Annotated in this window: 24 protein-coding genes; 16 read left to right on the top strand and 8 right to left on the bottom strand. The window is 47.7% G+C overall.

The window, feature by feature from the left end; translation table 11 throughout:
• Window positions 1–2 precede the first annotated feature (2 nt).
• Window positions 3–1466 (bottom strand): MltF family protein, encoded by a 1464-nt coding sequence (locus ACJJIE_RS08280; RefSeq protein ID WP_444894263.1) that lies wholly within the window; start codon window positions 1464–1466, stop codon window positions 3–5.
• Window positions 1467–1613: 147 nt separating this feature from the next.
• Between ACJJIE_RS08280 and ACJJIE_RS08275 the strand changes: the two genes are divergently transcribed.
• The 7 genes from ACJJIE_RS08275 to ACJJIE_RS08245 all read left to right on the top strand — a co-directional run bounded on the left by ACJJIE_RS08275 (window position 1614) and on the right by ACJJIE_RS08245 (window position 3598).
• Window positions 1614–1928 carry a hypothetical protein gene (locus ACJJIE_RS08275; RefSeq protein ID WP_282933336.1) on the top strand — a complete coding sequence of 105 codons (315 nt, stop codon included), beginning with the start codon at window positions 1614–1616 and terminating at the stop codon, window positions 1926–1928.
• Between the two features lie 97 nt (window positions 1929–2025).
• Window positions 2026–2295 (top strand): hypothetical protein, encoded by a 270-nt coding sequence (locus tag ACJJIE_RS08270; RefSeq protein ID WP_282933335.1) that lies wholly within the window; start codon window positions 2026–2028, stop codon window positions 2293–2295.
• Between the two features lie 65 nt (window positions 2296–2360).
• Window positions 2361–2585: a hypothetical protein gene (locus ACJJIE_RS08265; RefSeq protein WP_282933334.1), complete on the top strand. Its 225-nt coding sequence runs from the start codon at window positions 2361–2363 to the stop codon at window positions 2583–2585.
• 20 nt (window positions 2586–2605) lie between these two features.
• Complete coding sequence (locus ACJJIE_RS08260) at window positions 2606–2803, top strand: hypothetical protein (protein ID WP_282933333.1); 198 nt, start codon at window positions 2606–2608, stop codon at window positions 2801–2803.
• A gap of 5 nt (window positions 2804–2808) precedes the next feature.
• Window positions 2809–3060, top strand: coding sequence for a hypothetical protein (locus tag ACJJIE_RS08255; protein WP_444894262.1), 252 nt, complete (start codon window positions 2809–2811; stop codon window positions 3058–3060).
• 12 nt (window positions 3061–3072) lie between these two features.
• Window positions 3073–3309 carry a hypothetical protein gene (locus tag ACJJIE_RS08250; protein ID WP_282933331.1) on the top strand — a complete coding sequence of 79 codons (237 nt, stop codon included), beginning with the start codon at window positions 3073–3075 and terminating at the stop codon, window positions 3307–3309.
• Window positions 3302–3598, top strand: a complete 297-nt coding sequence (locus ACJJIE_RS08245; protein WP_282933330.1) for a hypothetical protein — start codon at window positions 3302–3304, stop codon at window positions 3596–3598. Before ACJJIE_RS08250 ends, ACJJIE_RS08245 begins: the two co-directional genes overlap by 8 nt.
• A 160-nt stretch (window positions 3599–3758) precedes the next feature.
• On the opposite strand, the gene ACJJIE_RS08240 is transcribed toward ACJJIE_RS08245, so the two are convergent.
• Window positions 3759–4925: a PQQ-dependent sugar dehydrogenase gene (locus ACJJIE_RS08240; RefSeq protein WP_444894261.1), complete on the bottom strand. Its 1167-nt coding sequence runs from the start codon at window positions 4923–4925 to the stop codon at window positions 3759–3761.
• Between the two features lie 122 nt (window positions 4926–5047).
• Here ACJJIE_RS08240 and ACJJIE_RS08235 point away from each other — a divergent pair, with 122 nt between their 5' ends.
• Window positions 5048–5254, top strand: coding sequence for a DUF2905 domain-containing protein (locus tag ACJJIE_RS08235; RefSeq protein WP_282933328.1), 207 nt, complete (start codon window positions 5048–5050; stop codon window positions 5252–5254).
• Window positions 5255–5298: 44 nt separating this feature from the next.
• Here the strand turns inward: ACJJIE_RS08235 and ACJJIE_RS08230 are convergent, their stop codons facing one another.
• A complete protein-coding gene (locus ACJJIE_RS08230) occupies window positions 5299–6405 on the bottom strand; it encodes an L-dopachrome tautomerase-related protein (RefSeq protein WP_444894260.1) in 1107 nt (368 codons plus the stop codon).
• A gap of 27 nt (window positions 6406–6432) precedes the next feature.
• On the bottom strand, window positions 6433–7167 hold the full coding sequence (locus tag ACJJIE_RS08225) for a glycine betaine ABC transporter substrate-binding protein (RefSeq protein ID WP_282933326.1): 735 nt from the start codon (window positions 7165–7167) through the stop codon (window positions 6433–6435).
• 123 nt (window positions 7168–7290) lie between these two features.
• Here ACJJIE_RS08225 and ACJJIE_RS08220 point away from each other — a divergent pair, with 123 nt between their 5' ends.
• Entirely contained in the window at window positions 7291–8202 is a 912-nt protein-coding gene (locus tag ACJJIE_RS08220; RefSeq protein ID WP_444894259.1) for a LysR family transcriptional regulator, read from the top strand.
• A gap of 151 nt (window positions 8203–8353) precedes the next feature.
• Window positions 8354–8947 (top strand): SRPBCC family protein, encoded by a 594-nt coding sequence (locus tag ACJJIE_RS08215; protein ID WP_282933324.1) that lies wholly within the window; start codon window positions 8354–8356, stop codon window positions 8945–8947.
• Between the two features lie 92 nt (window positions 8948–9039).
• Here ACJJIE_RS08215 and ACJJIE_RS08210 read toward each other — a convergent pair whose 3' ends face one another.
• Window positions 9040–11211, bottom strand: coding sequence for a TonB-dependent hemoglobin/transferrin/lactoferrin family receptor (locus tag ACJJIE_RS08210; protein WP_282933323.1), 2172 nt, complete (start codon window positions 11209–11211; stop codon window positions 9040–9042).
• A gap of 230 nt (window positions 11212–11441) precedes the next feature.
• Here ACJJIE_RS08210 and ACJJIE_RS08205 point away from each other — a divergent pair, with 230 nt between their 5' ends.
• From ACJJIE_RS08205 to ACJJIE_RS08180, 6 genes are all read left to right on the top strand, one after another.
• Window positions 11442–11972 (top strand): MotA/TolQ/ExbB proton channel family protein, encoded by a 531-nt coding sequence (locus tag ACJJIE_RS08205; protein WP_444894258.1) that lies wholly within the window; start codon window positions 11442–11444, stop codon window positions 11970–11972.
• Window positions 11972–12325, top strand: a complete 354-nt coding sequence (locus ACJJIE_RS08200; protein ID WP_444894257.1) for a DUF2149 domain-containing protein — start codon at window positions 11972–11974, stop codon at window positions 12323–12325. The genes ACJJIE_RS08205 and ACJJIE_RS08200 overlap by 1 nt, the downstream gene beginning before the upstream one ends.
• A gap of 2 nt (window positions 12326–12327) precedes the next feature.
• On the top strand, window positions 12328–16269 hold the full coding sequence (gene cobN / locus ACJJIE_RS08195; RefSeq protein ID WP_444894256.1) for a cobaltochelatase subunit CobN: 3942 nt from the start codon (window positions 12328–12330) through the stop codon (window positions 16267–16269).
• Window positions 16270–16553: 284 nt separating this feature from the next.
• Entirely contained in the window at window positions 16554–17501 is a 948-nt protein-coding gene (locus tag ACJJIE_RS08190) for a hypothetical protein (RefSeq protein ID WP_444894255.1), read from the top strand.
• A gap of 613 nt (window positions 17502–18114) precedes the next feature.
• A complete protein-coding gene (locus ACJJIE_RS08185) occupies window positions 18115–18792 on the top strand; it encodes a protease inhibitor BamI-like protein (RefSeq protein WP_444894254.1) in 678 nt (225 codons plus the stop codon).
• A 233-nt stretch (window positions 18793–19025) separates the two neighbouring features.
• Window positions 19026–19796, top strand: coding sequence for a zinc-dependent metalloprotease family protein (locus tag ACJJIE_RS08180; RefSeq protein ID WP_282933318.1), 771 nt, complete (start codon window positions 19026–19028; stop codon window positions 19794–19796).
• A gap of 106 nt (window positions 19797–19902) precedes the next feature.
• Here ACJJIE_RS08180 and ACJJIE_RS08175 read toward each other — a convergent pair whose 3' ends face one another.
• From ACJJIE_RS08175 to ACJJIE_RS08165, 3 genes are all read right to left on the bottom strand, one after another.
• The gene (locus ACJJIE_RS08175) at window positions 19903–20259 is read right to left on the bottom strand and encodes a DUF4870 domain-containing protein (protein ID WP_282933317.1); all 357 of its coding nucleotides are present in this window, start codon (window positions 20257–20259) and stop codon (window positions 19903–19905) included.
• A 45-nt stretch (window positions 20260–20304) separates the two neighbouring features.
• Window positions 20305–21051 (bottom strand): metallophosphoesterase family protein, encoded by a 747-nt coding sequence (locus ACJJIE_RS08170; protein ID WP_444894253.1) that lies wholly within the window; start codon window positions 21049–21051, stop codon window positions 20305–20307.
• Between the two features lie 87 nt (window positions 21052–21138).
• Entirely contained in the window at window positions 21139–21771 is a 633-nt protein-coding gene (locus tag ACJJIE_RS08165) for a LysE family translocator (RefSeq protein ID WP_282933315.1), read from the bottom strand.
• Window positions 21772–21775: the final 4 nt, after the last annotated feature.

The raw sequence follows: 21775 nt of genomic DNA, 5'->3' as shown, positions 1-21775 counted from the left end.
CGTCAGTGTGTGACTAATAGCGATTGTTCGGCGTTTTGAGGTGATTTTTTGCTTGTATTTATACTTCTAAGTCGGGTTCTGTATTTCTTTTCTTGAGTGAATATCTTGCGAACATATAGACGGGTTTCTGCACCACGGCAATAGCCATATCGAACTATTGGATTATTGTAGAAGTCCGCTTTTTGGAGTAATACGATATAGTCTTCAACACCTTTACTTCTATTGGTTGAGAACCATTGGTTAGGGTTTTCTCCTGCTTGTTTAGCTAGTCGCTGGGCATCTAGCACGTGTCCAGCGCCTGCATTATAAGATGCAAATGTAAAAGCCATTGCGTCTTGTACAGGTAAATGTCTCCATCGCTCGTACTGTTTTACGGTGTATTTAACTCCACCCTTAATATTTTGTGCTGGGTTAAAACTATCAATTACCCCCATCTCTTTAGCTGTTTCAGGCATTAATTGCATTAGTCCCTGTGCTCCAGCGCGAGATACTGCATCTGATTTGAAGTTTGATTCTGCTGAGCTTTGAGCGGCAAGCCACACCCAATCAAATGGTTCAGTTTCGAAACGTTTAAATAGATTGTCCCATGGGCTTAAGGAACCTTTGGGAGGCACATATAAATCTCGTCCGCTTTCTTTTCGAAATCTTAATCGGGTGAGGTGAGATTTAATTATGGACTGAGCTTCATCGCCTTCTAGCCAATTGTTTAAGGAGTTAAGTAGTGAGCTATCGCTATTCTTATCTAATGCAAACGCAATACGCCGATTTACTCCAAATACAAATGATGTATCCAAATTTTGATTGTATCCATTACTTCCATTGACGATATGTTCATCGGCGATTGTAAAATCTATCTCTCCTGTGCTTACAGCGTCTATTAATTCAAGTACTGATATCTTTGAGGATGCGGGAGTTATGGTTATTGCTAAACTATTGTCAGGATTAGTAGGGAATCGTAAAGGAATATTTTTTGACTTTGCAAATGTCGTAATTTCCTCCAGGTAAGCGCTGTCGGTATGTATGGTTAATACTTTTCCTCTGAGTTCTTCAAAGTTAATTAGTGCAGGTTTTGTTCTTTGTACAATTACTTCCCGTGTTTCAAAAAGTGTGCTACTAAATACCAGGTTTTTTTCTCTACTGCTAGTATGAGTCAGATCTGATGCTGCTATATCTACCTTTCCATTCCTAACCATAGTCAGGACTTCATTTATTGAGGCCGCCTTTTGAAAATCTATTTTCAGGCCTAAAACGTTTGCGTAAGCTTGTAATAGGTCACACTCTAATCCAGCAGGTTGGTCTTGGTGAAGGTAACACCCCACGCCATTCATGCGCGTAGCTACGGTCAGAATGCCTGACTCTTGGATGACATCCAAACGTTTTTTAGATGGAATACTGATAGATATAGAAACGCTAATCAAGATTAACATAGTAGGTAATAACATCCACAATCTATTTGTATGGATCATGGTTTATTCCTCAGTTATTGATGACTGAGAATATTTGTCAATATCACTCTTTATATAAATCGGGAACTATTTCCTAATTAACTGAATCTTCGATGACGAATAGTCTGTGATTGCTGCAAACATACAAGTCTTTAAAAAGGAAATGACATGGCTGATGAAAGTGATAATAAGTTGGAAGGGATTGATCCGGCGCCTTACCGTGATCGGCTAGATCCAAAAGTTTCTGATCAAACTACTGGAAGTACTGCGCAAAGCTTAAATCTTGATGGCTTACGTGATTTATCTGCACTATCTAAGTTGCAAGTTCGTGAGTTTACTCATACGAGTTCTACTCAAATGCAAGCCACATCTAATGCTATGACACAAATGGCTGCGGCGGGTGCTACGGCAGTAAATTCTGTATTAGGCGGTAGCGTTAAAAGTAAAGAGCGTAAGTCTTCTTCCCTGTCAACTGATTACTAACAGGGAAAAGCTTCCTGATTATCAGTAAATACTGATTCAAATACAGTGCTAGAGCCCAATAACTGGGCTTGTAATTAACTTTGATAGGAAAAAAATTATGTCTGATGAAACTAAAACAGAGGATGGCATTCAGCCTTCACCTTACCGTGATCGTGTAGATCCAAAAGTATCTGACCAGACGACTAGTTCTTCGTCACAAAGTCTGAACTTGGATGGCTTACGTGATTTATCTGCCCTTTCCAAGCTACAGGTTCGAGAGTTTACCCATACGGGTGCTACTCAGATGCAAGCCACCTCCAATGCAATGACACAAATGGCGGCGGCTGGTGCAAAAGCAGTTAACTATATTATGGATGGTGGTAAATAAGGCTGGCAAGCCTTAAAGGGGGGGCAGTGAATCCATCACTGTCCCTTTTATGCAAGGAGCATGCTATGAGCGATACATTTCGAGACCGGCTGTCAGGGAAAGTAGTGGACCAGATGGCGACCTCTGCGGCGTTGAGTCTTCATCTGGATAGTTTGAGAGATTTGTCGGCGTTGTCAAAATTGCAAGTTCGAGAGTTTACTCATACTGGTGCGACACAAATGCAGGCTACAGCAAATTCTATATTGCAGATGTCTGCGGTAAGTGTACGTACAGTAAATCAACTTATTTAATTGATTATGAGGGTTAATCTATGGCGAAGTCGGAAGATACATTAACTATTCGTGAGCTTTCCGGAGAAAAGGGAAGGCTTATTGATGTCATGTCAAGTGCTTACCTCCAGCGTTCTATCAATAGTGCGGTAGAGACTACTTTACAAGATCAAGTGAATGCACGAAATCAGCGAATGCTATTGATGACAAAGCAACTGAATAAAATTGTCGATCTTTAAGATCAATGGATGATGAAGGGGGGGCTGCAAAAGAAGGGAAGAAAATGTCTTCCTCTTTTTTGGTTCAATCAGCGGCTGATCATTTACGGGATACCGCTCTGCAAACCTCCACTATTGCCGGTAAAGCTTTTCAAAAATGGTTGATGCAGCCACTAAACTTGTTCTTTCTGCTGATTATTATTGTTGCTCATATTCAATTGATTGTGGCAGTAGTTCAGAGTTTTTTGATGTTGTTGTTATCAAAGCTTATGGGATAGAGGATTCTATGTATGTCTGATAATGAGCCTGATTTTAACAGTTACTTGCCGGAAGATTTTGAGGAGCAACTTGATAGGCTCATTACGAGCCAGGGCACAGATACCGATCTGGGGCAAGAGTTGCAGCAGTCAATTATGGATATATGCCGTGAAGTTAATGATGCCTTGACTAAATCGTTCTCGGATATATCAAAAACAGGTTTTGAATTGGAAGTCAAAGACAAGCAGCAAGGAGATAGCAATGAGTGAGAAAGTTGAAGATGCCACCCAGCCGGATGTCAGTAATATTTCAAAGCAGATTGTAAGGAATACTGTAGAACTACAGGGGATTCATTTTCTTCAGGGGAAATTTGACTCATTGCGAGATGAACGGCTGAGTAATATGATGCTGAAAAATAATATTATGATGAAATGGTTGCAGAATCCATCAGATACTCATTATAAGGAAATAATTACTAGTATCGGGATCAATTCTTTAAGGGATGATGTGAAGGATTCATACAGGTATGCATTAGATATGGTGAGTCAAAAGAAATGAAGTTTTACCAATTGTCCTCAAATATGATTTTTGCCTAATCCTTCAATTATCTTTTATATTCGCAGGTTGAGGTTAAGGGAGTAAAACGTGCATAGAGAACTTGCCTCAAGGGGCGAATTTTTAATTTCGTCCCAAGTGACTATGGATATTTAAATTTAGATTATTGTTTTACTGGGTCTATACGTATTAAATGGCCCTTGGGTCCATCCGTGAGTATATAAAGACCGCCATCATGGTCTATTTCGACATCGCGTACACGGTCCCCAATAGGTATCCTTAGCTCGTCAATAGCGACATCATCTTTTATCTGAATGACCCGTAAATCTTCACTAACTAATCCGGCGGAAATCAGTCTTCCTCTCCATTCGGGGAAGGTATTGCCGGTATAGAATGCCAGTCCTCCAGGGGCGTGGGTATCGAGCCAGGCCAGTGCGGGCGAGGTAAATTCTGCATCCTCGATTTTGAAGGCTATATTGGAGCCATCCCGGTAGTCCCGACCAAAAGTGACCCTTGGCCAGCCATAGTTACTACCAGCTTTGAGGCGGTTCAATTCATCGCCTCCAGCGGGGCCGTGTTCGGAGGACCAGATCTCCCCACTTTGTTGATCGATCACCAATCCTTGAGGGTTGCGGTGGCCAAAGCTCCAGATTTGCGGCAGGGCATCTGCTTGGTTTTTGAAAGGGTTGTCGTCGGGAATGGAACCGTCCCCATTTATACGAATAATAGAGCCGAAGTGGGTTTGTAGGTTTTGGGCCTGTTCCCTGGCAAAAATATCGAGGAATTCTTGCGGGGGATTACCGCCATCGCCAACGGTAGCCAGTAACGTTTTATCAGGTAGGAAGGCGAGCCGGGAACCGAAGTGTGCGCCGTTATTTTTACCCTGCGCGGACTTGAATATCTCTTCAAAATTTTCCAACTTGCCGTTATTCCACTTAGCCCGACCAATGGCAAGTCGGTTGTTGTCCATATTGCCAATGGCATAACTGAAGTAGAGCATCTGGTCTTGAGGGAAGGTGGGGCTCACAGCGATATCTAGTAGGCCTCCTTGGCCAAGAAACAAGATTTCTGCTGGAAACTTGATAGGGTCCGCCAATAATTTTCCATCTTTTACAATTCTGAGTTGTCCGCTGCGCTGGGTGATAAGAAAACTTCCATCGGGCAGGCTGGTTATACCCCAAGGGTATTCAAGTGGGCCGGCGATTGAAGTAAGGGTAACCTCTTCGGCGAGCGGGATAGTGCCCCGGGAAATCAAAGGATTACCCTGGCTATTGGCAGCAGTGCTAAAAAAGATGCAGATTGTGACAACTACACTAAGGAGGTATTTCACCACATGGCCTCTATCGATTTGTCTCGGGATTGGGCATAGATAGAGTAGTCACTGGGGAATGTCCAGGCAGTGCGCCAGGGTAATTGTCAGGGCGTTAAATCACTCTGTAGGGAGGTGAATAGATGTCCCGCTGGTTGATTATCGCAGGAATAATTTTAGTGCTGGTTGGGGTGCTATTGCACTTTTCCCCAGGGTTATTCAGCTGGTTTGGGCGCTTGCCGGGAGATATTCGCGTGGAGTCGGGGCGCACCCGTTTTTACTTTCCAATTGTGTCGATGATTATCGTTAGTTTGGTATTGAGTTTACTGGTGAATTTATTTCGACGTTAATAAAAAACCGCCAGGGCAACTATCTCCTGGCGGTGAGAGGGAGTTTATGGAGTGTAGCGGAAGCGCATCAGCTTGTAGGGTGGCTTGGCATTACCAAGGCCAGAACTGAAAGCAGGATGCTGGTGAAGCTGATCCTGGGTGATATATACCCAGCCATTGCTAATAGCGAGGCTGTCAGGCCAAGAGAGTTGTTTGTCCTGTAACAGGGTTTGGTAATTGCCCTGGGTGGTCAGTCCAATGGCGTTATTCTGCAGGTCGGTAACCAGAACGCCACCTTCCGGTGCCATTGCAATGCCATCACTGGGGTTTTTGGGGCCAAATTCTTCAATTTGTGCGGTTAATTTGCTCTCGGAAATATCGGCGTCCGCCAACTGTGCCGCAGGAAGGCGGAAGATTTTGTCGCCGCTGAGGCTGCCAAAGTAGAGCCATTCAGCCTTGTCGTCCAGGGCAATGGGGTTGAGACCAAAGTGCAGGCTTTTATTCGTATCACCTTCAGTTTTAGCCGCTAGCAAAACTCCGCCGATGATGAGATCCTGCTTTGGCGGCATAAATTCATTAGCGCTTTCCAGTACGCGCCGAGAGCGTCCGGTTTTCAGGTTGACGACAATAATTGCCGGTTTGGTCGCGCCGTTAAAATTACCGAAGGACATATCGGCGATGTAGACTTTTTGGCGCTTTTCATCTAGGGCAAAATCCTGCGGAAATGAATTTTCCACTAATGCGGACTTGGAGATTTCAATCTGTTGGTGCAGTTTATTATTGACGCTGTCCCAAGCGACAAGTTGGACGGGTGTATTTTCACCGCCCATATCCAAGATCCAGACGATGCCTTTGCTGTCAGAGTGAATGCCAATTACTGATCCAAAACCCACTTCACCTTGTTCAGGCCCATCCGCCCAATCTCGATTGGGAAAGGGTTGCTTGGAGCCGTTGGCCATTACCTCGAGTACTTTTAGTTTTGGCGCATCTAGTGGGTGCATGCTGACCAGTACCCGGCCATTGGGGGTGACAGTGACACCGGCAGCGCGGGATTCGCTGAATTCAGTGACTGTTTGCAGTGACTTCGCTTCAGCTGCGTGAGTGACGCTGGTGGCTAAGCTGCCAACACCTGCAAGAGCCAGTGCGGCAAATAGTATTTTCGGGGACTTCATTGCGACTTCCTTAAATTTTACGGTGTCTTAGTTTTTGGCTTGTTTGCGCAGCGCATCTTCCAAGGCGCTGAGCTTTTTGTTGCCGATATAAAGCTGAGACAGCGCAGCCAGGGCGGCGCTGCCAATTTTCTGTTTGGCATCTTTGCGCACGATGAGCGTTGCTTCATCTTGAGTGCCGAGAAGCCCTTTGGGCTCTTTTAGTGCGCGGATGGTGTAGCGGTTGTGGAGAAATTGTGGGTGCCACAAGGGGATTACTACCCAGCGCTCCTGCGCTACGGCGTCTTCAAAACGGTTGAAGCAGTCCGCTTCTGTTCCCGGTCGGAATTCGTAACCTGCCGTATCGAGGCCATAGGCCTGGATCATTTCAGCGGAAAAGCGGCTAATACCGGCACCGGGATTGATTCCCTGGATCAGGCGATCCATACGGGTGAGGGCGGGTTCGCTGAGGAGGTCATCAACGCTGGCAATTGTATTTTCGGGCACATAATCCGGCACGCCCCAGATACAGTAGGGCTCATACAGCACGGTCACTTTTTCTACCTGGTCCAGCAGGGGATTCAGGTAGACTTCGTGGCTGGAGGGCAGCCAGGCCGAAGTTAAAAGGTCGATTTCCCCGTTTTTTAGCAGCTCGAAGGCCGCCTCATGGGGGGCGGACTTGAAGCTGGTTTGGTGCCCGTGAGCCTCAAGAACCTTGGCGACTTCCCGGGCGCTGGCCTCGTGAAAAGAGAGCGCAATGTGTCCGATGCGAATACTGTTATCCATAGCGAAACTCCCTAGTGTAAGTTTGTGACTGTGCAGTAGTGACTGCGATAGGGGTATTGTGGTTGCTTTGATTTACCGGATAAACTGCTTTTAATAGAAATCAATATTCGGTATTTCCGATCAATGCTAATAGATAATCTCAAACTGTTCCTGCAAATTGTTGATAAAGGTAGCCTGGTCGCCGCAGCGCGGGACTCGGGCCTGTCTTCCAGCAGGGTTTCCGAGCGCCTTGCGGCACTGGAGTCACACTTTGGTGTGGTGCTACTGAATCGAACAACCCGGGCAATTAGCCTGACAGAGGAAGGTCGCACCCTGATTGAGGGTGCTAAACAGATTCTGGGTGAAGTGGATGACCTTGAAAGCCGTATCCGATCAGGGGCACAGACCCTGTCCGGTAGCATTCGCGTAAGTGCCCCCTGCGACTTGGGGCGGGCGATTGTGGCCCCGGAAATTGACCGCTTCTTACTGGATCACCCGGCTATTTCTATTGAATTGCTGTTGTCGGATGGTTATGTGGACATCGTCGGTCAGGGTATTGATATTGCCTTGCGTTTCGGCACAATCACCGACAGTTCACTTCGGGTCAGGACCCTGAGCCAAAAACAGCGCATCCTCTGCGCTTCTCCCAGATATTTACAAGAGCGCGGCACTCCACAAAAGCCTGACGACCTGAAGGGTCACAACTGTCTGGTAATGCGTTTCGGTGAAAACCTGGATAACCACTGGCGCTTTCTCGACGGCCGCGATGGATCGGGGAGTGAGCAAACTGTGGTGGTGCGTGGTGACCGGGTGACCAATGACGGGGAACTGGCTCGCCAGTGGTGCCTGAAGGGAAGTGGCATTATTTTAAAATCAGAACTGGATGTAGGGCCGGATATCCAAGCGGGCAGGCTGGTTCGCCTGTTAGAAGAGTACACTCCACCGCCGGTACCGCTTCAAATGTTGTTCCCACCAAGCCGGGCCCAGCCGCGCCGGGTGACGGTGTTTGCAGACCGATTGGCCATTAAGTTTGGGCTTACTGCGGCAAGTGCTTAGCAGGCTTATGTCTGTCAATTTTTACTTTGAATATTCCATTTAATTGCTTTGGGGCTGTGGCATTTTTTTATTCTTCTATAATTAGGTTTATGACTTTCTAGTTCAATTTATCTCAGTGCCGATATTAAGTATTTAGTGGCGGAGGCAGTTAATGATACTAGACATCATCTATGCAGTAATTATTCTGTACTTATTACTTTGCCTGGTTCTCTATTTTAAAGACAAGTCCTACTTCTATAAGAATTCGGTCATTATCCAAGCTCCGCCAGAGGCCCTGTTTGATTTTGTGGTAGACCTGCGTAGCTGGGAAAGCAAATATCCCAATACTTTGTTTGCTGAATACAATTTAGGGGGAGATAAAACCACGGTGGGTAGTGTTGCGATCGAAAAGTACTGGGGTATCACCGGCTACCACGTAATGAAACATCAATTAATGAATTATGAGCGACCCAACAAAATTGCCTGGGAGGGAAAGATAATTTACGGCGGAGCACTAGTTCTTCTGTTTTTACCGATCACCAAATATATAACCGGTCATTTTAGTTACTCCATAACTGAAATGAAGGGGGGATCAAGCCACTGGGAGAGGCAGTGTTATTTTAAAATGCACTCGGCTAATCCATTATATCGGTTGGTTTACCTGATCTACATGCCACTATTCAGACTTGAGCTGTTGAAGGCGTTACGGCTGTATCAGGCGGAAGTGAAAGAGATGATGGAGAAAATCTACACGGATCAGTTTTAGTTTTGTGGGGCAATAAAAACAAAAAAAGGCCGCATGGGAGTACGGCCATCAAGGGACTTATTTGCGAGGTAGGAGAGTGTAAAACTCGTTAATTAAAAATCGTATCGGATTGACGCAGAGAAAGTACGTCCCGGCGCAGCATTGACAGAAAGATCACTGCCTTCATCCCAGCCTGCAACATTCAGGTAGGGAACGTAGTATTTATCCATCAGGTTGTTAACCGCCAAGTTCACAGACATGGAGTCCATTACCTGATAACCCAGGGTCCAGTCTACAGTGCCATAACCGGCAGTTTCAGTAGCGCCGTCGTTCACTTTTTCCATACGGTCTGCCCAGCGTACCAGTACCTGGCTGGAGAGTTTGGCTCCGCTGTAGCTGGCACCGACCACGCCAGACAGTGGGCTGATGCTGGTTAGGTATTCACCGGTGGTGTCGTTTTCACCGCGCTGGTAGCTGGCATTAGCAAACAGTTCGATCGAAGGAGACAGGTACCAGCTGGCGCTCGCCTCTATACCTTTGATGGTGACAGATTCGATGTTCTGGTACTGGTACTGCTCAAATACATGAGAGAAACTACCGTCGTCATCGAATACGGTTTCGCTATTAACGAGTGTGGTTTCCAGGAAATCATCGTATTCGGTATAAAACGCTGCAGTACTGAAAGCTACCGGGCCCAGGTGCCCGCGCAGGCCGAGCTCGAAGGTGTCACTGGTTTCCGGTGACAGATCGTCGGCGGGAAGTACCTCATAGATGTAACTGGAGGTCGGCTGCAGGTAGTGCTCAATGTAAGCTAAATCGTAGGCCGGTACTTTAAAGCCCTGTCCATATTGGGCAAAGGCAGATAACTTTGGATTGATTCGATACAGAGTGCCCAGGTTGAAGGAAACATTGCTTTCTTCAATGGTGGCAAATGGAGTGCCGTCAGTCTTCAATGCGCCGTTCGGGTCCATTTCGTACCAGTCGTAGCGCAGGCCCGGGGTAACGGTCAGCTGGCCATTGGCGAATGACATTTCGTCATTGATAAACAGGCCGGCGCGCGCCACTTCGTTTTCTGGGAATTTCTCGGTGGTGGAGTCCAGGGTGGAGCTACCCGCAACTTCACGGTATTGGTGAACGGTACGCTCGCTCTCGGTTTGCTCCAGGTCCAGACCGTAACCCAGGGTATGGGTTTCATTCAGGGTTTTGCTGGCGTTGGACAGCAGGCCGATAGTGTCCTGGCGGTAGAGGCCGGTTTCCCACATATCGCGGATTTCGATCACGCCGAACATGGGGGCGTTGATGTCCAGTTGCCCGTACTGCTCGTCTTCCTGTTCAGACTTGTTGTTGTACAAGCTGATATTTACCTGATCGTAAATCGCAGTTGGAGTCTCGCTGTGGTAGCGGAGCTGGTATGCAGTGGTCTCTTTGTCGGAAACAGATTGTTCAGCGACGATGTTGTAGCCGTAGTCGGCGAGTCCGCGGAAGTAATACAGCAGGCCATCGGCACTGTCACCGACAGTTTCCTGGTTCCAGTGGTCGATGCTGAAGCTGATAAAGTCTTCGCCACCCAGGTTGTATTTACCCTTGTACAGGATGCTCTTCGATTCAATCTCGAAGGGGTCCTGGGTTTCGTCGTAGTTCTGTTGTTCTTCACCATCGCGGAAGGTGGTGTGCAGCAGTTGCTCAAAATTGCCGGTGCGCAGGGCAAGGGTAGGGGAAACATTTTTCTGGCTGGTGATGCCGTTGTAGCCGGTCTTGATAGAGCCGCCAAACTGCTCGCCATCTTCCAGGTAGTCGGAAGCATCTTTGGTGGTGAATACTACGATACCGGCAAGGGCGTCTGAACCGTACAGGGAGGAGGCTGCGCCTTTGGCAACTTCAACCTGCTTTAGGGTGTCCACTTCAATAAAGCCGCGACCAATAATGTCGTTTTGGCCATTGGCGCCATAACCCTCGTTCACCCGCATACCGTCTTTGATAATCAGTACACGGTCACCGCCCATGCCGCGCACCAGAATATTCTGCGCGCCGCCAGCCTCACCGGTTACTTCAACACCGGGCTCGTATTGGAACAGTTGGTTCATGTCATTGAGCTGAAGTTGCTCAATTTCTTCATTGGTCACCACGGAAACGCTGCCCGCAACGTCTTTCAGGGGTTTTTCTGCGCGCCCGCTGACGACGATCAGCTCGAGTTCATTGCTGGACGGAGAGGTCGGGGTCTCTGCGTACAGATTTGAGGCGGAGGCTAAGCCCAAAATGGCTGCTGCTAGTGGGCGACGTTTCATGGTGAATTCCTTGATGTCGTTGATTCGGTCTGCTCGTTAAGGGTCTTAGTGCTGCCCTTTCGCTTGGTCTTGTCGACCAGTTCGGAGCGAGATTATATGGATACTTATTAAAATGTAAAGCTAAATGCGAATCACTATCAATAAGATTAAATTTGACCTTGTGAGTTTCTTTGGGTAGTTTCCGCCCAAATTCGTGAACAGCATCAATTTCCGGGCTTGGGAGGCTTGCGGTGAATATTCAATCAGTTGAGACCTTAATGGCGGATGTGGCCGACTTGTTTATGGCCCCAGTATTACTGGCAATCCTGGTCCTTTTTATCTATTCGCTATATGCCGCAGGGCGCTTTATTTCACTGTGGATGCTTCGCCGCAAAAATGCCGGAGCCTATCGGTTGGCATTGAAGCAAGGTCGGGTTGAGCGCCTGCCGGGCTACCAAGTACACAACTATTACGTGAATAACCCTTTGGCATGTGACGACGAATTGGAAGTTTTTGCGTTGAGAAAACTGGAACTGTTGCGCATGGCTACCCGGATTGCGCCTATGTTGGGTTTGATTGCCACCATGATTCCCATGGGGCCGGCACTTCGCGCTCTGGCCGATGGCAATATTCAGGGAATCAGTGAAAACCTGATTATTGCTTTCGCCGCTGTGATCTGGGGCTTGGTAATTTCCACGATTACCTTTTGGCCTGCCTCAGTGAAAAAACGCTGGTTTGCCTCTGAGCTGATCAATATCCGCAAGCTGAAGGAGGCCGACTGATGCGCTTCCTAGACGAAGATGAAGAACTGAATCCTATTCTGAGCGCAGTGAACCTGATCGATGTGTTTCTGGTCATTATCGCCGCGCTGCTGATTGCCATTGCGCAAAACCCCTTGAACGTTTTTTCCAATGAAAAGGTCACGGTGATTAAAAATGCCGGCGAACCCAATATGGAAGTGATCGTCAAGGACGGTAAGGAAATCAAACAATACAAATCCACCGGGGAAATTGGCTCAGGGGAGGGCACCCGTGCGGGAGTGGCTTACCAGATGGCCGATGGCAGCCTGGTTTATGTACCGGAAGGGGAAGGTAAAGAATCTCCCGTCGGTGAAAAAGCTTCGGGGGGGAATTAGTGGTGCGTAATAAACTATGGGCACGTTTTGTGTGCCTGTTGATGAGCTTGGCTTTTGCAACCTTTGCCCAGGCTAACAATAAACCCAAAGTACTCTTGATGATGTCGAGCCACACGGCCAAGGCAAAAGGTACATTGCTGGCTGATCTCTCTGCAGACCAACCCTTTGAGCTGGAGATCTTTAACAGCAAAGGTAAGAGCGATGAGGAAATTGACCTGGCCTGGTCTTCCGCTGAACTGATAATGCTGGATGGCATCAATCCGGCGCTTTCTGCTTTTATGTTTGGCAAGTTCCAGCCAATGCTGGCCAAGCATCCGCAAGTTCCGGTGATTTCCCTGGGGGATGCAGATAATAAGTCCATGAACCAGGGGTTGGCAGAGTCCGAGCATCGGGCGCTTGCCGCTTATTTTAATAATGCGGGCCGCAAAAACTACCGGCATATGATGCAGTTTTTGTCGGCAGAGGTATTTGACCTTTCCAGTGGCTCAGTACCGGAACCGATAATTGTACCCAAGGTGGGTTTTTATCATCCCCGCCTGGAGCAGCTAGTTACCGATAAAGAGGATTTTTTCTTTGACTGGTTAAAGCCCGCTGATAAGCAGCCAGTGATTGCCGTGGCTATCCATCGCTCCGTGGTGGATTACGAGCAGCAGCAGGTTGTCGACACCCTGTTGAATGGTCTTGAAGCTAAAGGTGCCAAGGCTTTCGCCTTCTTCTTTGAAGGCGAAGACTTGCCGCTTTCCTATCCAGACTTATTGCAAACCGAAGGCGGCAATACCCGTGTCGACTTGATGATTAATTACCGCTCCCTGCACTATGTCAGCAAACGCCGCGCTGAATTTGAGCAACTGGGAGTTCCGGTTATTCATGCACTCAATTACACCGAGGGCAGCGAAGAAGAATATTTTGCTGATAACAGCGGTGTATCTCCATCCCTGACACCATTCTTCCTGGTAATGCCTGAAGATACTGGCAGTATCGATCCGGTGATTATCGCTGCTAATAAAGACGGCAATAAAGTAGTGATGGATGTACAGATGCAGGCCTTGATAGAGCGCGCCTGGAATCACGCCTCCCTCGCTTATCAAAGCAACACCAATAAAAAGGTGGCAACGTTTATTTGGAACTACCCGCCTGGGGAAAAAAATATCGGTGCGGCTTTCCTGGATGTACCCAGCTCGATTGAGTCGATTGCCCAGGCAATGCGCGAAAGAGGCTATGAGGTACATATCAGGGATTCAAAAACCCTTATCGATTGGGCCGGGCAGTTGTTGCGCCCCTATTATCGTCGCGAAGACAGCGTAGCCTTGATCGATAAAGGGTTGGCTGATTGGATGCCACTGACCACCTATCAAGCCTGGTTTGACCAACTGCCTGCAACTGTACGGGATCCTATTGTAGAGCGTTGGGGCAAGCCGGAAGACAATGCCATGTTGGCCGAACATAACGGCGAGCCTGCATTTGTTATTCCCCGGATGACCCTCGGCAATTTGATTGTGTTGCCGCAAGGCGTTCGCGCGGATAATGCTAAGGATCACTCTTCCTTATACCACGATATGAAAACCCCGGTGAACCACGCCTACCTGGCAGTTTACCTCTATGCACGGGAAACCTTTGGTGCTGATGCCTATATCCACCTTGGAACCCATGGCTCCCAGGAGTGGCTCAGTGGCAAAGAGCGGGGCCTGTCGGTTTACGATGCACCCAGTTTGGCCCTGGGAAATATCCCGGTGTTCTACCCCTACATTATCGATAACGTGGGAGAGGCCATGCAGGCCAAGCGCCGTGGCCGTGCCACCATGATCAGCCACTTGACCCCAGGCTTCGCGAAAGCGGGCCTATATGCGGAAGTGGCTGAGTTGTTCGAGTTAATTGGCAATTACCTGGTATTGTCTGAGGGGCAGACCCGGGCCAATACCCAAGAGCGTATTATCGGTCTGGCCGAAGAGCTCAATATGCTCAAGGATCTGGAAATCAGTGCTGAAGCCTTAAGAGCGGATTTTGATGGCCAACTGAGCCGCTTGCAGGATCATTTGGGTCAATTGGCAGAGATGAGCCAGCCGCTGGGCATCCATCGTTTTGGTCAGTTGCCAAAGACCGAACACCTCACCAGCACCATGTTGCAAATGTTGGGTGAAGGGTTTATCACCGCAGCGGATGAATATGAGGCGGAGCACGGGTTGCGTTTGCCGGAAGAGCAAACCCGGGATGAGCGCAATGTTGTGGCTTTGGAAGCGCAGGCGGGGTTCCAGTTGCTGGATACCTTCCTGGAGGGCGGTGAGCTGGAGCAGGTTCCTGAGCCCTTGCAGGCCCAGTTGGATCAGGCTCGGGAATACTCCGATAACTTTGCCAAAATTGCCGAGCTGGAAAACCTGATGTCGGCACTCGATGGTAACTACATTCCTGTAAGCCATGGGGGTGACCCGATTCGCAACCCGCAGGCGGTGCCCACCGGCCGCAACCTGATTGGCTTTAACCCGGCTAAGGTGCCGTCGAAAGAAGCCTATGAAGCTGGTGTACAGCTGATGGACCAGACCATTGCTGACTACCATGCAAAGCATGGCCGCTTCCCGGACAAGTTGGCTTTCTCCTTGTGGTCCCTTGAAACCATGCGCCACCAGGGTGCCCTGGAAGCCCAGATCCTGCACGCCCTGGGCCTAAAACCCAAGTGGAACCAGCAGGGCAATGTTACCGGTACAGAAGTTATTCCCTACTCGGAATTAAAGCGCCCGCGTATTGATGTCGTAATCTCTGCGACAGGCCTTTATCGGGATGCTTTCCCCAACGTGATGCTGTGGTTGGCAGAAGCCATCGATAAAATGGCGCAGATGAAAGAAGACAATAACTTTGTCTACCGCCACAGCCAGGCATTGCAACAGCAGCTGCTGGAAGACGGCAACAGTGAAGAGGATGCTCGCTATTTGTCATCGGTGCGTATCTTCTCCAATGAAAGCGGCAACTATGGAACGGGCCTTGCCGCCGCCAGCCTGGCCTCTGACAGCTGGGAGGGGGATGACAAGCTCGCTGACCTCTATATGCGCCGCATGGGCTTTGCTTATGGCAAAGATGAATCCCGCTGGAGCGAGGATCAGCGCAGTGTTGAGCTGTACGGCAAAGTGCTGTCTGGCACTGATGGGGTGATTTTCTCCCGCTCCACCAACCTCTACGCAATGATGACCAATGACGATCCCTTCCAATACTTTGGCGGTATCGGTCTGGCGGTTCGCAATCTGGATGGCGCAACGCCGGAAATGTATGTTTCCAATTTGCGTCGCAAAGATAACGTAAAAGCGCAAACCCTTGCGGAGTTCGTCAACCAGGAAATGCGCAGCCGTTACTTCCACCCCCGCTGGATTGAGGCGATGCAGGACTCCGGCTACGCAGGCGCTACCGCTATCCTGGATCGCGTCAACAATATGTGGGGCTGGGAAGTAATGACTCCGGAAACCATTCGCGACGACCAGTGGCAGGAAATGTTTGAAGTCTACGTGGATGACAAATATGAAATGGACATGCGCGAATTCTTCGAAGAGCACAATGCCGAGGCCCTGGCCCAGATGTTGGAGCGAATGCTGGAAGCGGTGCGCAAGGGATATTGGGATGCTAAGCCTGAAACCCTGGAGAAAATGGTAGAGACCTACACCGAGCTGGCAAATCAGTTTGATGTGGCTACCGACAATGACAAGTTCAAGGAATTCGTCAATCAGCAGGCATTAGGGTTTGGCCTCGCGGCCCTGGCCAATGCCCAGGCATTGGATAACCCTCAGGTTAGCAGCGCCAATGCTGCGCAACAGGTCAGTGGCCAGAAGCTGGAGCAGGTTGCAGAACCGACTCCCAGTGATAAGCCGGAAAAGCTGATATGGCTACTGTTGATGGCTATTGTGTTGGCAGGCTTTGTAAGCAGTTTCTTTGATCACAAGTGGGTGCGAACCAAGCCCGCTTAATGCCCTTCCTTAACGGCACCCGATCTGCTTAAGACCGGGTGCCGTTAGCCTCCCTCTGTTTTACCCCTCCCGTGTAAATAATCTTTAAGCGGCCATGACCACAGGGTTAAGAATTGTTGACCCCGGCAACTATTACTCTCTTGCTGTGTTAACTTTCTATATAGAAGGTGAAAAGTGTATTTTGATTATTTTCTAAATCACTAAACTAGCAATTTGTCAGATTAATAGGGCTACAGGTTAGTGCGCTCCTGACCAAAGCTGTCTCTCGAAAGGAGGTTGGAAAGATGGGAAAACGATATCAGGCGGCCTTCTTGGGCCTTATCTCGATTACGGCAAATGCGTGGTCCCTGGAGAATCACTACTCTGGTGCTGGGAGTGTGGCTGAGGATTCTACCAAAGTGGAAACACAGAACCTGTTTTCCTGTGCTTTCGGTCGCTCCCGGTTGTCGCCAATGGGGGAGAAGCAGGTCGAGGGCAAAGCCTTTACCGTTCCGGCTGAAGTGAATTACAGCAAGCGGTACTTTGCTGCGGATCTCTATAACCAGTGCTCTGGGGTCACCCCACCCTCATTGGGTGATATTGATCTTACAAAGGTACCGGTGATCGATATCGACAAAGAAGGTGAGGTGGTTACTGGTTATATCTTTGCCGACAATTATTTTGAGCTATATATCAATGGCAAGTTAGTTGCTGTTGATCCGGTTCCATTTACGCCCTTTAACTCCAGTGTGGTTAAGTTCAGGGTGAAGAGGCCCTACGATATCGCTATAAAAGCGGTTGACTGGGAGGAGAACTTAGGAGAAGGCACAGAGAGTAACAGAGGTGTCCGCACCCATGCCGGTGACGGTGGCTTTATTGCCAGCTTTTCAGATGGCACCAAGACGAATTCAAAGTGGCATGCACAAACTTTTTATACAGCACCTATTTATGATTTGGGGTGCTTGAAAGAGCGGGGAGAAGAGCGAACCTCATTGGACTGTGCTGAGAGGCCCCCAAAACCAGGTGCACAAGTCTATTCTCTCCACTGGGATATTCCGAAAAATTGGAAAGTCGATGACCGCTACCTTTCTTGGCCTTATGCGACAGAGTACACGGAGCAGCAGATAGGTGTGGACAATAAAGCGGCGTATATGAATTTTCGGAAACAGTTTTATGGCAGTGGTGCTAAATTTATCTGGTCAAAAAATATAGTCCTGGATAATTTGGTGTTGTTGCGCTATCGAGTTGAGTAACGGTGTCACCACTGGCCAATTAATTACTGTGCGCTGAAGTTACTGCGTACGTCTCTATCTCTACCCAATCAAGAATTAACAGATTGTCTGAATTGCCTGCCTAGTTACGATTCTCCAGTTTGTCCTTATATTCACTTTTTTCTAACAGAAAATTCCTTTCCAAAATTGAAGAGAAATTTTGAGCTCTCACTTTTTTCTTCTATTGTCTTTCGCACGCTGAAATTGTTGATCCTGCTTAAAAATCTACCAAATTTGTTTCCTGTGAAACTTGTTTTTTTGGATTTTACAAATGGTTCCAGCGCGTCTTCGGGGGGGTTCGCCACTGGTATTTGGCTTGAGCTAATTTGGTGCAGAATGGGTTTTCGTGAAATATGTCTACTTTAATTCCGAAGTTCCCCACAGTTTTGAAAAATAATTTTGATTCTGTTCAATTTTTATGAAAATTATGTGAAAAATTTCCTAAAAAAAAGCTGCGTGATAATTAGGATCGATCGTCTCAACTAAATATCGAATGTTAAGAATCGTAAAGATGCCAACATGAGGTAGGGCTGGTTAAGCTGTCGATAGGACGTGCTTTGCCGTTGCACGTAGCATTATTTTGAGAGAAAAGCTTGTGAGAAAAATAATTCCTCTCGTCGCCATTGCTGTGGCAGTAGGGTATTTCGTTTGGGCCAAAAGCCAATCTGAAGGTCAAAAACCAGTCGCTGAGCTGGAGAAGCCCAAACCTGCAATCAGTAAATCTGCTGAAAAAGCAGAGCAACTCAAACCTGAAGAGGTTCAGACAGGTGAAGAGGAACTCCTTGGAGGTGATGAAGAAAAAGCACTTTGGGTCGAGTCAGAGCTGGCCAGGAAAGTTCTTCATGAAAATGGCCGCTTACCAGTAGATCTCAATGGTGAAACCTATCTCGAGCTGGATATTGAGATGCTCCGGAATCTCACAGTTGGTGATTATGTCGACATTGACTTGCCTGGCATTGAGGGTGACTACGATGCACAAGTTGGTAGTATTGAAGAGCATGCCAGTGGTAATAAAAGCTTACAATTAAACTTCCCGGGAATGACTCGCCTGCATGGCGCAACTTTTACGCTCGGAGCAAATTCCGTCTATGCTCAGCTAAACCTACCTTCTGGATCATATACGATGGAAGCTCAAGGTGGTTTTGCATGGATAGCGCCTAATGGTGCATTAATTAAAAACCACGTAGAGAAACATGATAAGGATATGTCCTCGGAAGCACCTCGTGACAAAGATTGGTCGGATGAAGATGTACCTTTAAATGACTTCAAATAAGAAGAAATTGATTCATGGCGATTGTGCTTTGAATTAATAATCAGGCAAAGGAAGGCCCAAGAAAATCCTGCGAATACCGGGGGCTCGTCTCCTCAGGCGATTAAAATGCTAGGGATAGATTTTTAATCGAGTCAGGGTATTAAAAATGTATTGTTAACTCCTTTGGGCAGCAATTTTAATTAATTGCTGGGGGAGGAGTGTGCACTACTTATTATAATAAAAGGAGTCTTATAATGAACCTGAAGAAAAGCCTGGCCGCTGCTATTGCAGCGATGACGGTTTCCGGCGCTGCAAGCGCGGATACCGTTGATATTGCTATTATGTACACCACCCAAGCGGCGGAATACACTGGTGATATCTCGGCCAAGATCGACAACTATATCAGTTATGCCAACAATTCTTTTTCAAGAAATGGTATTGATATTCAACTTAACTTGGTAGATAGCTGGCATGCTTCCAGCTCTGACTACCGTGTAAACGAAGATACCCTAGATCTGATTACCTTTCACAGCACTGTAAATAGCTGGCGAGCCTCTGAAAAGGCTGACATGGTAGTATTCCTGGGTAAAGCCGAAGAGACCGTAATTGATGGCAGCACCTATATCACTTGTGGTATTGCCTGGGTTGGACAGGGTAGCAATGGCACCATGTACTCCAGCGCAAAAGAGCGTGCTTATAGTGTAACTGGCGTTGACTGTGGCTATAACACTTTCGTTCACGAGCTGGGCCACAATATGGGTCTGGTTCACTCAACCAAGCAGGGCGATACCTCTGGTGGTGTATACTCTTACGGCATGGGTCACGGTGTAGATGACAAGTTCTCTACCATCATGGCCTATCCTTGGAGATATGGGGAAAACGTTACTCAGTATGATTGGTTCTCTGATCCTGACTGGTACGAGTGTGGTGGCTTGGCCTGTGGTGAGCGCTCAAACGGCGTAGACGTTTCTAACGCTTACCGTGCTCTCGGTCCTATCACCGATGATCTCTCTGGTTACTACTAATCGGCACTAATCTGCTGAAAGTAATTGTAGAGATTATTGGCTTATAGCCAAGGGGAAATCGGGAGGTGCTCTCCCGATTTTCTATCTGTAAGGTAAGGTTAGCTATTTAACCAAAAAATCGAATACTGAGCGGGTAGCGCCAGAACTGGCCTTCATTGGCCCGGATTGCACCAATCACAATAAATATAACATTGATTATTGCTAATGCAATCAGCCCAAAAATACCGATAACAAAAAATATCAGTATGACAGAAATTATAGAATAGATAAGCAAGCTTAACATCCAGTTAAATATCATCTTGCCGTGTTTATCGATTTCTTGAGAGCGGTCCCTTGTTGTTGCCCACATAATAATGGGTAAAACAAAACCAGCACCAGGAATTACGATCCAAGCCAATTGACTTAGATGAAGCAGCATTATGAAGGTATTTAGTTCCATATCCCAAGGGCGATAATCTTCCATTTAGCGAATTTCCTTTTATCCAATATCCTGTGTAAGCAGATTTACCTAGCTGGCTCGTCCGGTTGATAGATAGAAACCCCAGTCATCCCTCCCTTGCGCAATAGCAGCTCGGGCAGCTTTATCTGCATCATAACTTACCTTAAAAAATTCTGCGCTCCAGGCTCCGTTTTTGCTTCTCTCTATCAGGGCGTAACTCGCATGGGGGCTAAAGGTTTCCATAATATGGGGTTGCGGTTCACTGTCAGTATAAGCCGGTAGCCCAGCGCTGCCTGGATTTACGACCAGCTGGCCACTACTGACAGAGATACAGCGTGGTTGATGTGTATGCCCACATAGAATTACTTTTGAGGAAATCTTTCCAAGGAGGTTGAGGATTTCATGGTTGGAACGTATCTGGGGGCGGCCGCTGCTGGTATCTTCCAGCAGATATATGAGGTCACTACTGGGTGTTCCATGGCAAAGAAAGACTTCATCGGTGATTTGTAAGCTGGGTGGTAACTGCTTCATCCATAATAGTGGTTCAACACCAAGGTCTTTCAGAATAAATTGCAGGGTTGGGTTGCTTTCTATTTCGGTAGATGTGGCTTCATATATTTGCCGGTCCTGATTACCGCGAATTGTCGTGTAACCTTGCTCCATTAAGCGTTCATAGGTGAGTCGTGGCGCAATAGGGCCATATAAAATATCACCCAGGTTCACCGTTAGATCGGCGCCTCTCTTTTTTAGATCAGCAATAATGGCATCGAGGGCATAAACATTGCTATGGATGTCAGACAGGACCGCTATTCGCATTGAGCTCTCCGCTGGACTGCTGAAAGTACTTTGACTGCCGCTATATTTTCACAGAAAGCTTCCAGTCGTCCATAAAACTATAAAAAATCAGCGGTCAAAAGCCAGGCGAGAGGCCAAGCCGAGGAAAATAACTCCAAGAAAACCATCCAGGTGCCGCTGAATATTGGCCTGTGTAGCAAGAGATTTTCCCAGCTTGCTAAACGATAGGGATACCAGGGTGTTAAAAGCCAGCGCTGTAATGCTTAAGAGTACGCCCAATACAAGGATTTGGGTCGTGATTGCTTGGGATGACACGGTAAATTGAGGCAGGAAAAGGCTAAAGAAAAGTAGGGCTTTGGGGTTCATTAGGTTGTTGAGTAAGCCCCGGGCGATCAGCTGTGTTGCCGGCAGAACCACGGTATCTGGTTGGTTATTTTGTCTCACTTTATTTTTGCGCCAATTGCGAAGGAGTGACAATCCAAGCCAAGTTAAGTATACGGCGCCTACCAGTTTTACTACCAGTGCTACCAGAGGCATCGTCTGCATAATATGCCCGAGTCCGAGAGCAACTAGCGCCGTTTGCACCATCCCGGCAGTAAAAATGCCCAATGAAATCATTGCTCCTGCAGTAAATCCGCGAGCCGAAGAGTAAGCAGATATTAATAGTAGGTCAGGACCAGGGGAGGCCGCTAGAACAATCGCTGCGATCAAGAAGGCGGGTAAAATACTGAGGTCGATCATATGA

This window comes from Microbulbifer maximicatervae (SeqCode), assembly GCF_052467325.1.
This window is presented reverse-complemented; position numbering and strand designations above follow the sequence as displayed.

Coding starts and splice junctions, on each gene's coding strand:
- ACJJIE_RS08280 (WP_444894263.1), bottom strand. CDS start 1,466: ATGATCCATACAAATAGATTGTGGATGTTATTACCTACTATGTTAATC.
- ACJJIE_RS08275 (WP_282933336.1), top strand. CDS start 1,614: ATGGCTGATGAAAGTGATAATAAGTTGGAAGGGATTGATCCGGCGCCT.
- ACJJIE_RS08270 (WP_282933335.1), top strand. CDS start 2,026: ATGTCTGATGAAACTAAAACAGAGGATGGCATTCAGCCTTCACCTTAC.
- ACJJIE_RS08265 (WP_282933334.1), top strand. CDS start 2,361: ATGAGCGATACATTTCGAGACCGGCTGTCAGGGAAAGTAGTGGACCAG.
- ACJJIE_RS08260 (WP_282933333.1), top strand. CDS start 2,606: ATGGCGAAGTCGGAAGATACATTAACTATTCGTGAGCTTTCCGGAGAA.
- ACJJIE_RS08255 (WP_444894262.1), top strand. CDS start 2,809: ATGGATGATGAAGGGGGGGCTGCAAAAGAAGGGAAGAAAATGTCTTCC.
- ACJJIE_RS08250 (WP_282933331.1), top strand. CDS start 3,073: ATGTCTGATAATGAGCCTGATTTTAACAGTTACTTGCCGGAAGATTTT.
- ACJJIE_RS08245 (WP_282933330.1), top strand. CDS start 3,302: ATGAGTGAGAAAGTTGAAGATGCCACCCAGCCGGATGTCAGTAATATT.
- ACJJIE_RS08235 (WP_282933328.1), top strand. CDS start 5,048: ATGTCCCGCTGGTTGATTATCGCAGGAATAATTTTAGTGCTGGTTGGG.
- ACJJIE_RS08230 (WP_444894260.1), bottom strand. CDS start 6,405: ATGAAGTCCCCGAAAATACTATTTGCCGCACTGGCTCTTGCAGGTGTT.
- ACJJIE_RS08225 (WP_282933326.1), bottom strand. CDS start 7,167: ATGGATAACAGTATTCGCATCGGACACATTGCGCTCTCTTTTCACGAG.
- ACJJIE_RS08220 (WP_444894259.1), top strand. CDS start 7,291: ATGCTAATAGATAATCTCAAACTGTTCCTGCAAATTGTTGATAAAGGT.
- ACJJIE_RS08215 (WP_282933324.1), top strand. CDS start 8,354: ATGATACTAGACATCATCTATGCAGTAATTATTCTGTACTTATTACTT.
- ACJJIE_RS08210 (WP_282933323.1), bottom strand. CDS start 11,211: ATGAAACGTCGCCCACTAGCAGCAGCCATTTTGGGCTTAGCCTCCGCC.
- ACJJIE_RS08200 (WP_444894257.1), top strand. CDS start 11,972: ATGCGCTTCCTAGACGAAGATGAAGAACTGAATCCTATTCTGAGCGCA.
- ACJJIE_RS08190 (WP_444894255.1), top strand. CDS start 16,554: ATGGGAAAACGATATCAGGCGGCCTTCTTGGGCCTTATCTCGATTACG.
- ACJJIE_RS08180 (WP_282933318.1), top strand. CDS start 19,026: ATGAACCTGAAGAAAAGCCTGGCCGCTGCTATTGCAGCGATGACGGTT.
- ACJJIE_RS08175 (WP_282933317.1), bottom strand. CDS start 20,259: ATGGAAGATTATCGCCCTTGGGATATGGAACTAAATACCTTCATAATG.
- ACJJIE_RS08170 (WP_444894253.1), bottom strand. CDS start 21,051: ATGCGAATAGCGGTCCTGTCTGACATCCATAGCAATGTTTATGCCCTC.
- ACJJIE_RS08165 (WP_282933315.1), bottom strand. CDS start 21,771: ATGATCGACCTCAGTATTTTACCCGCCTTCTTGATCGCAGCGATTGTT.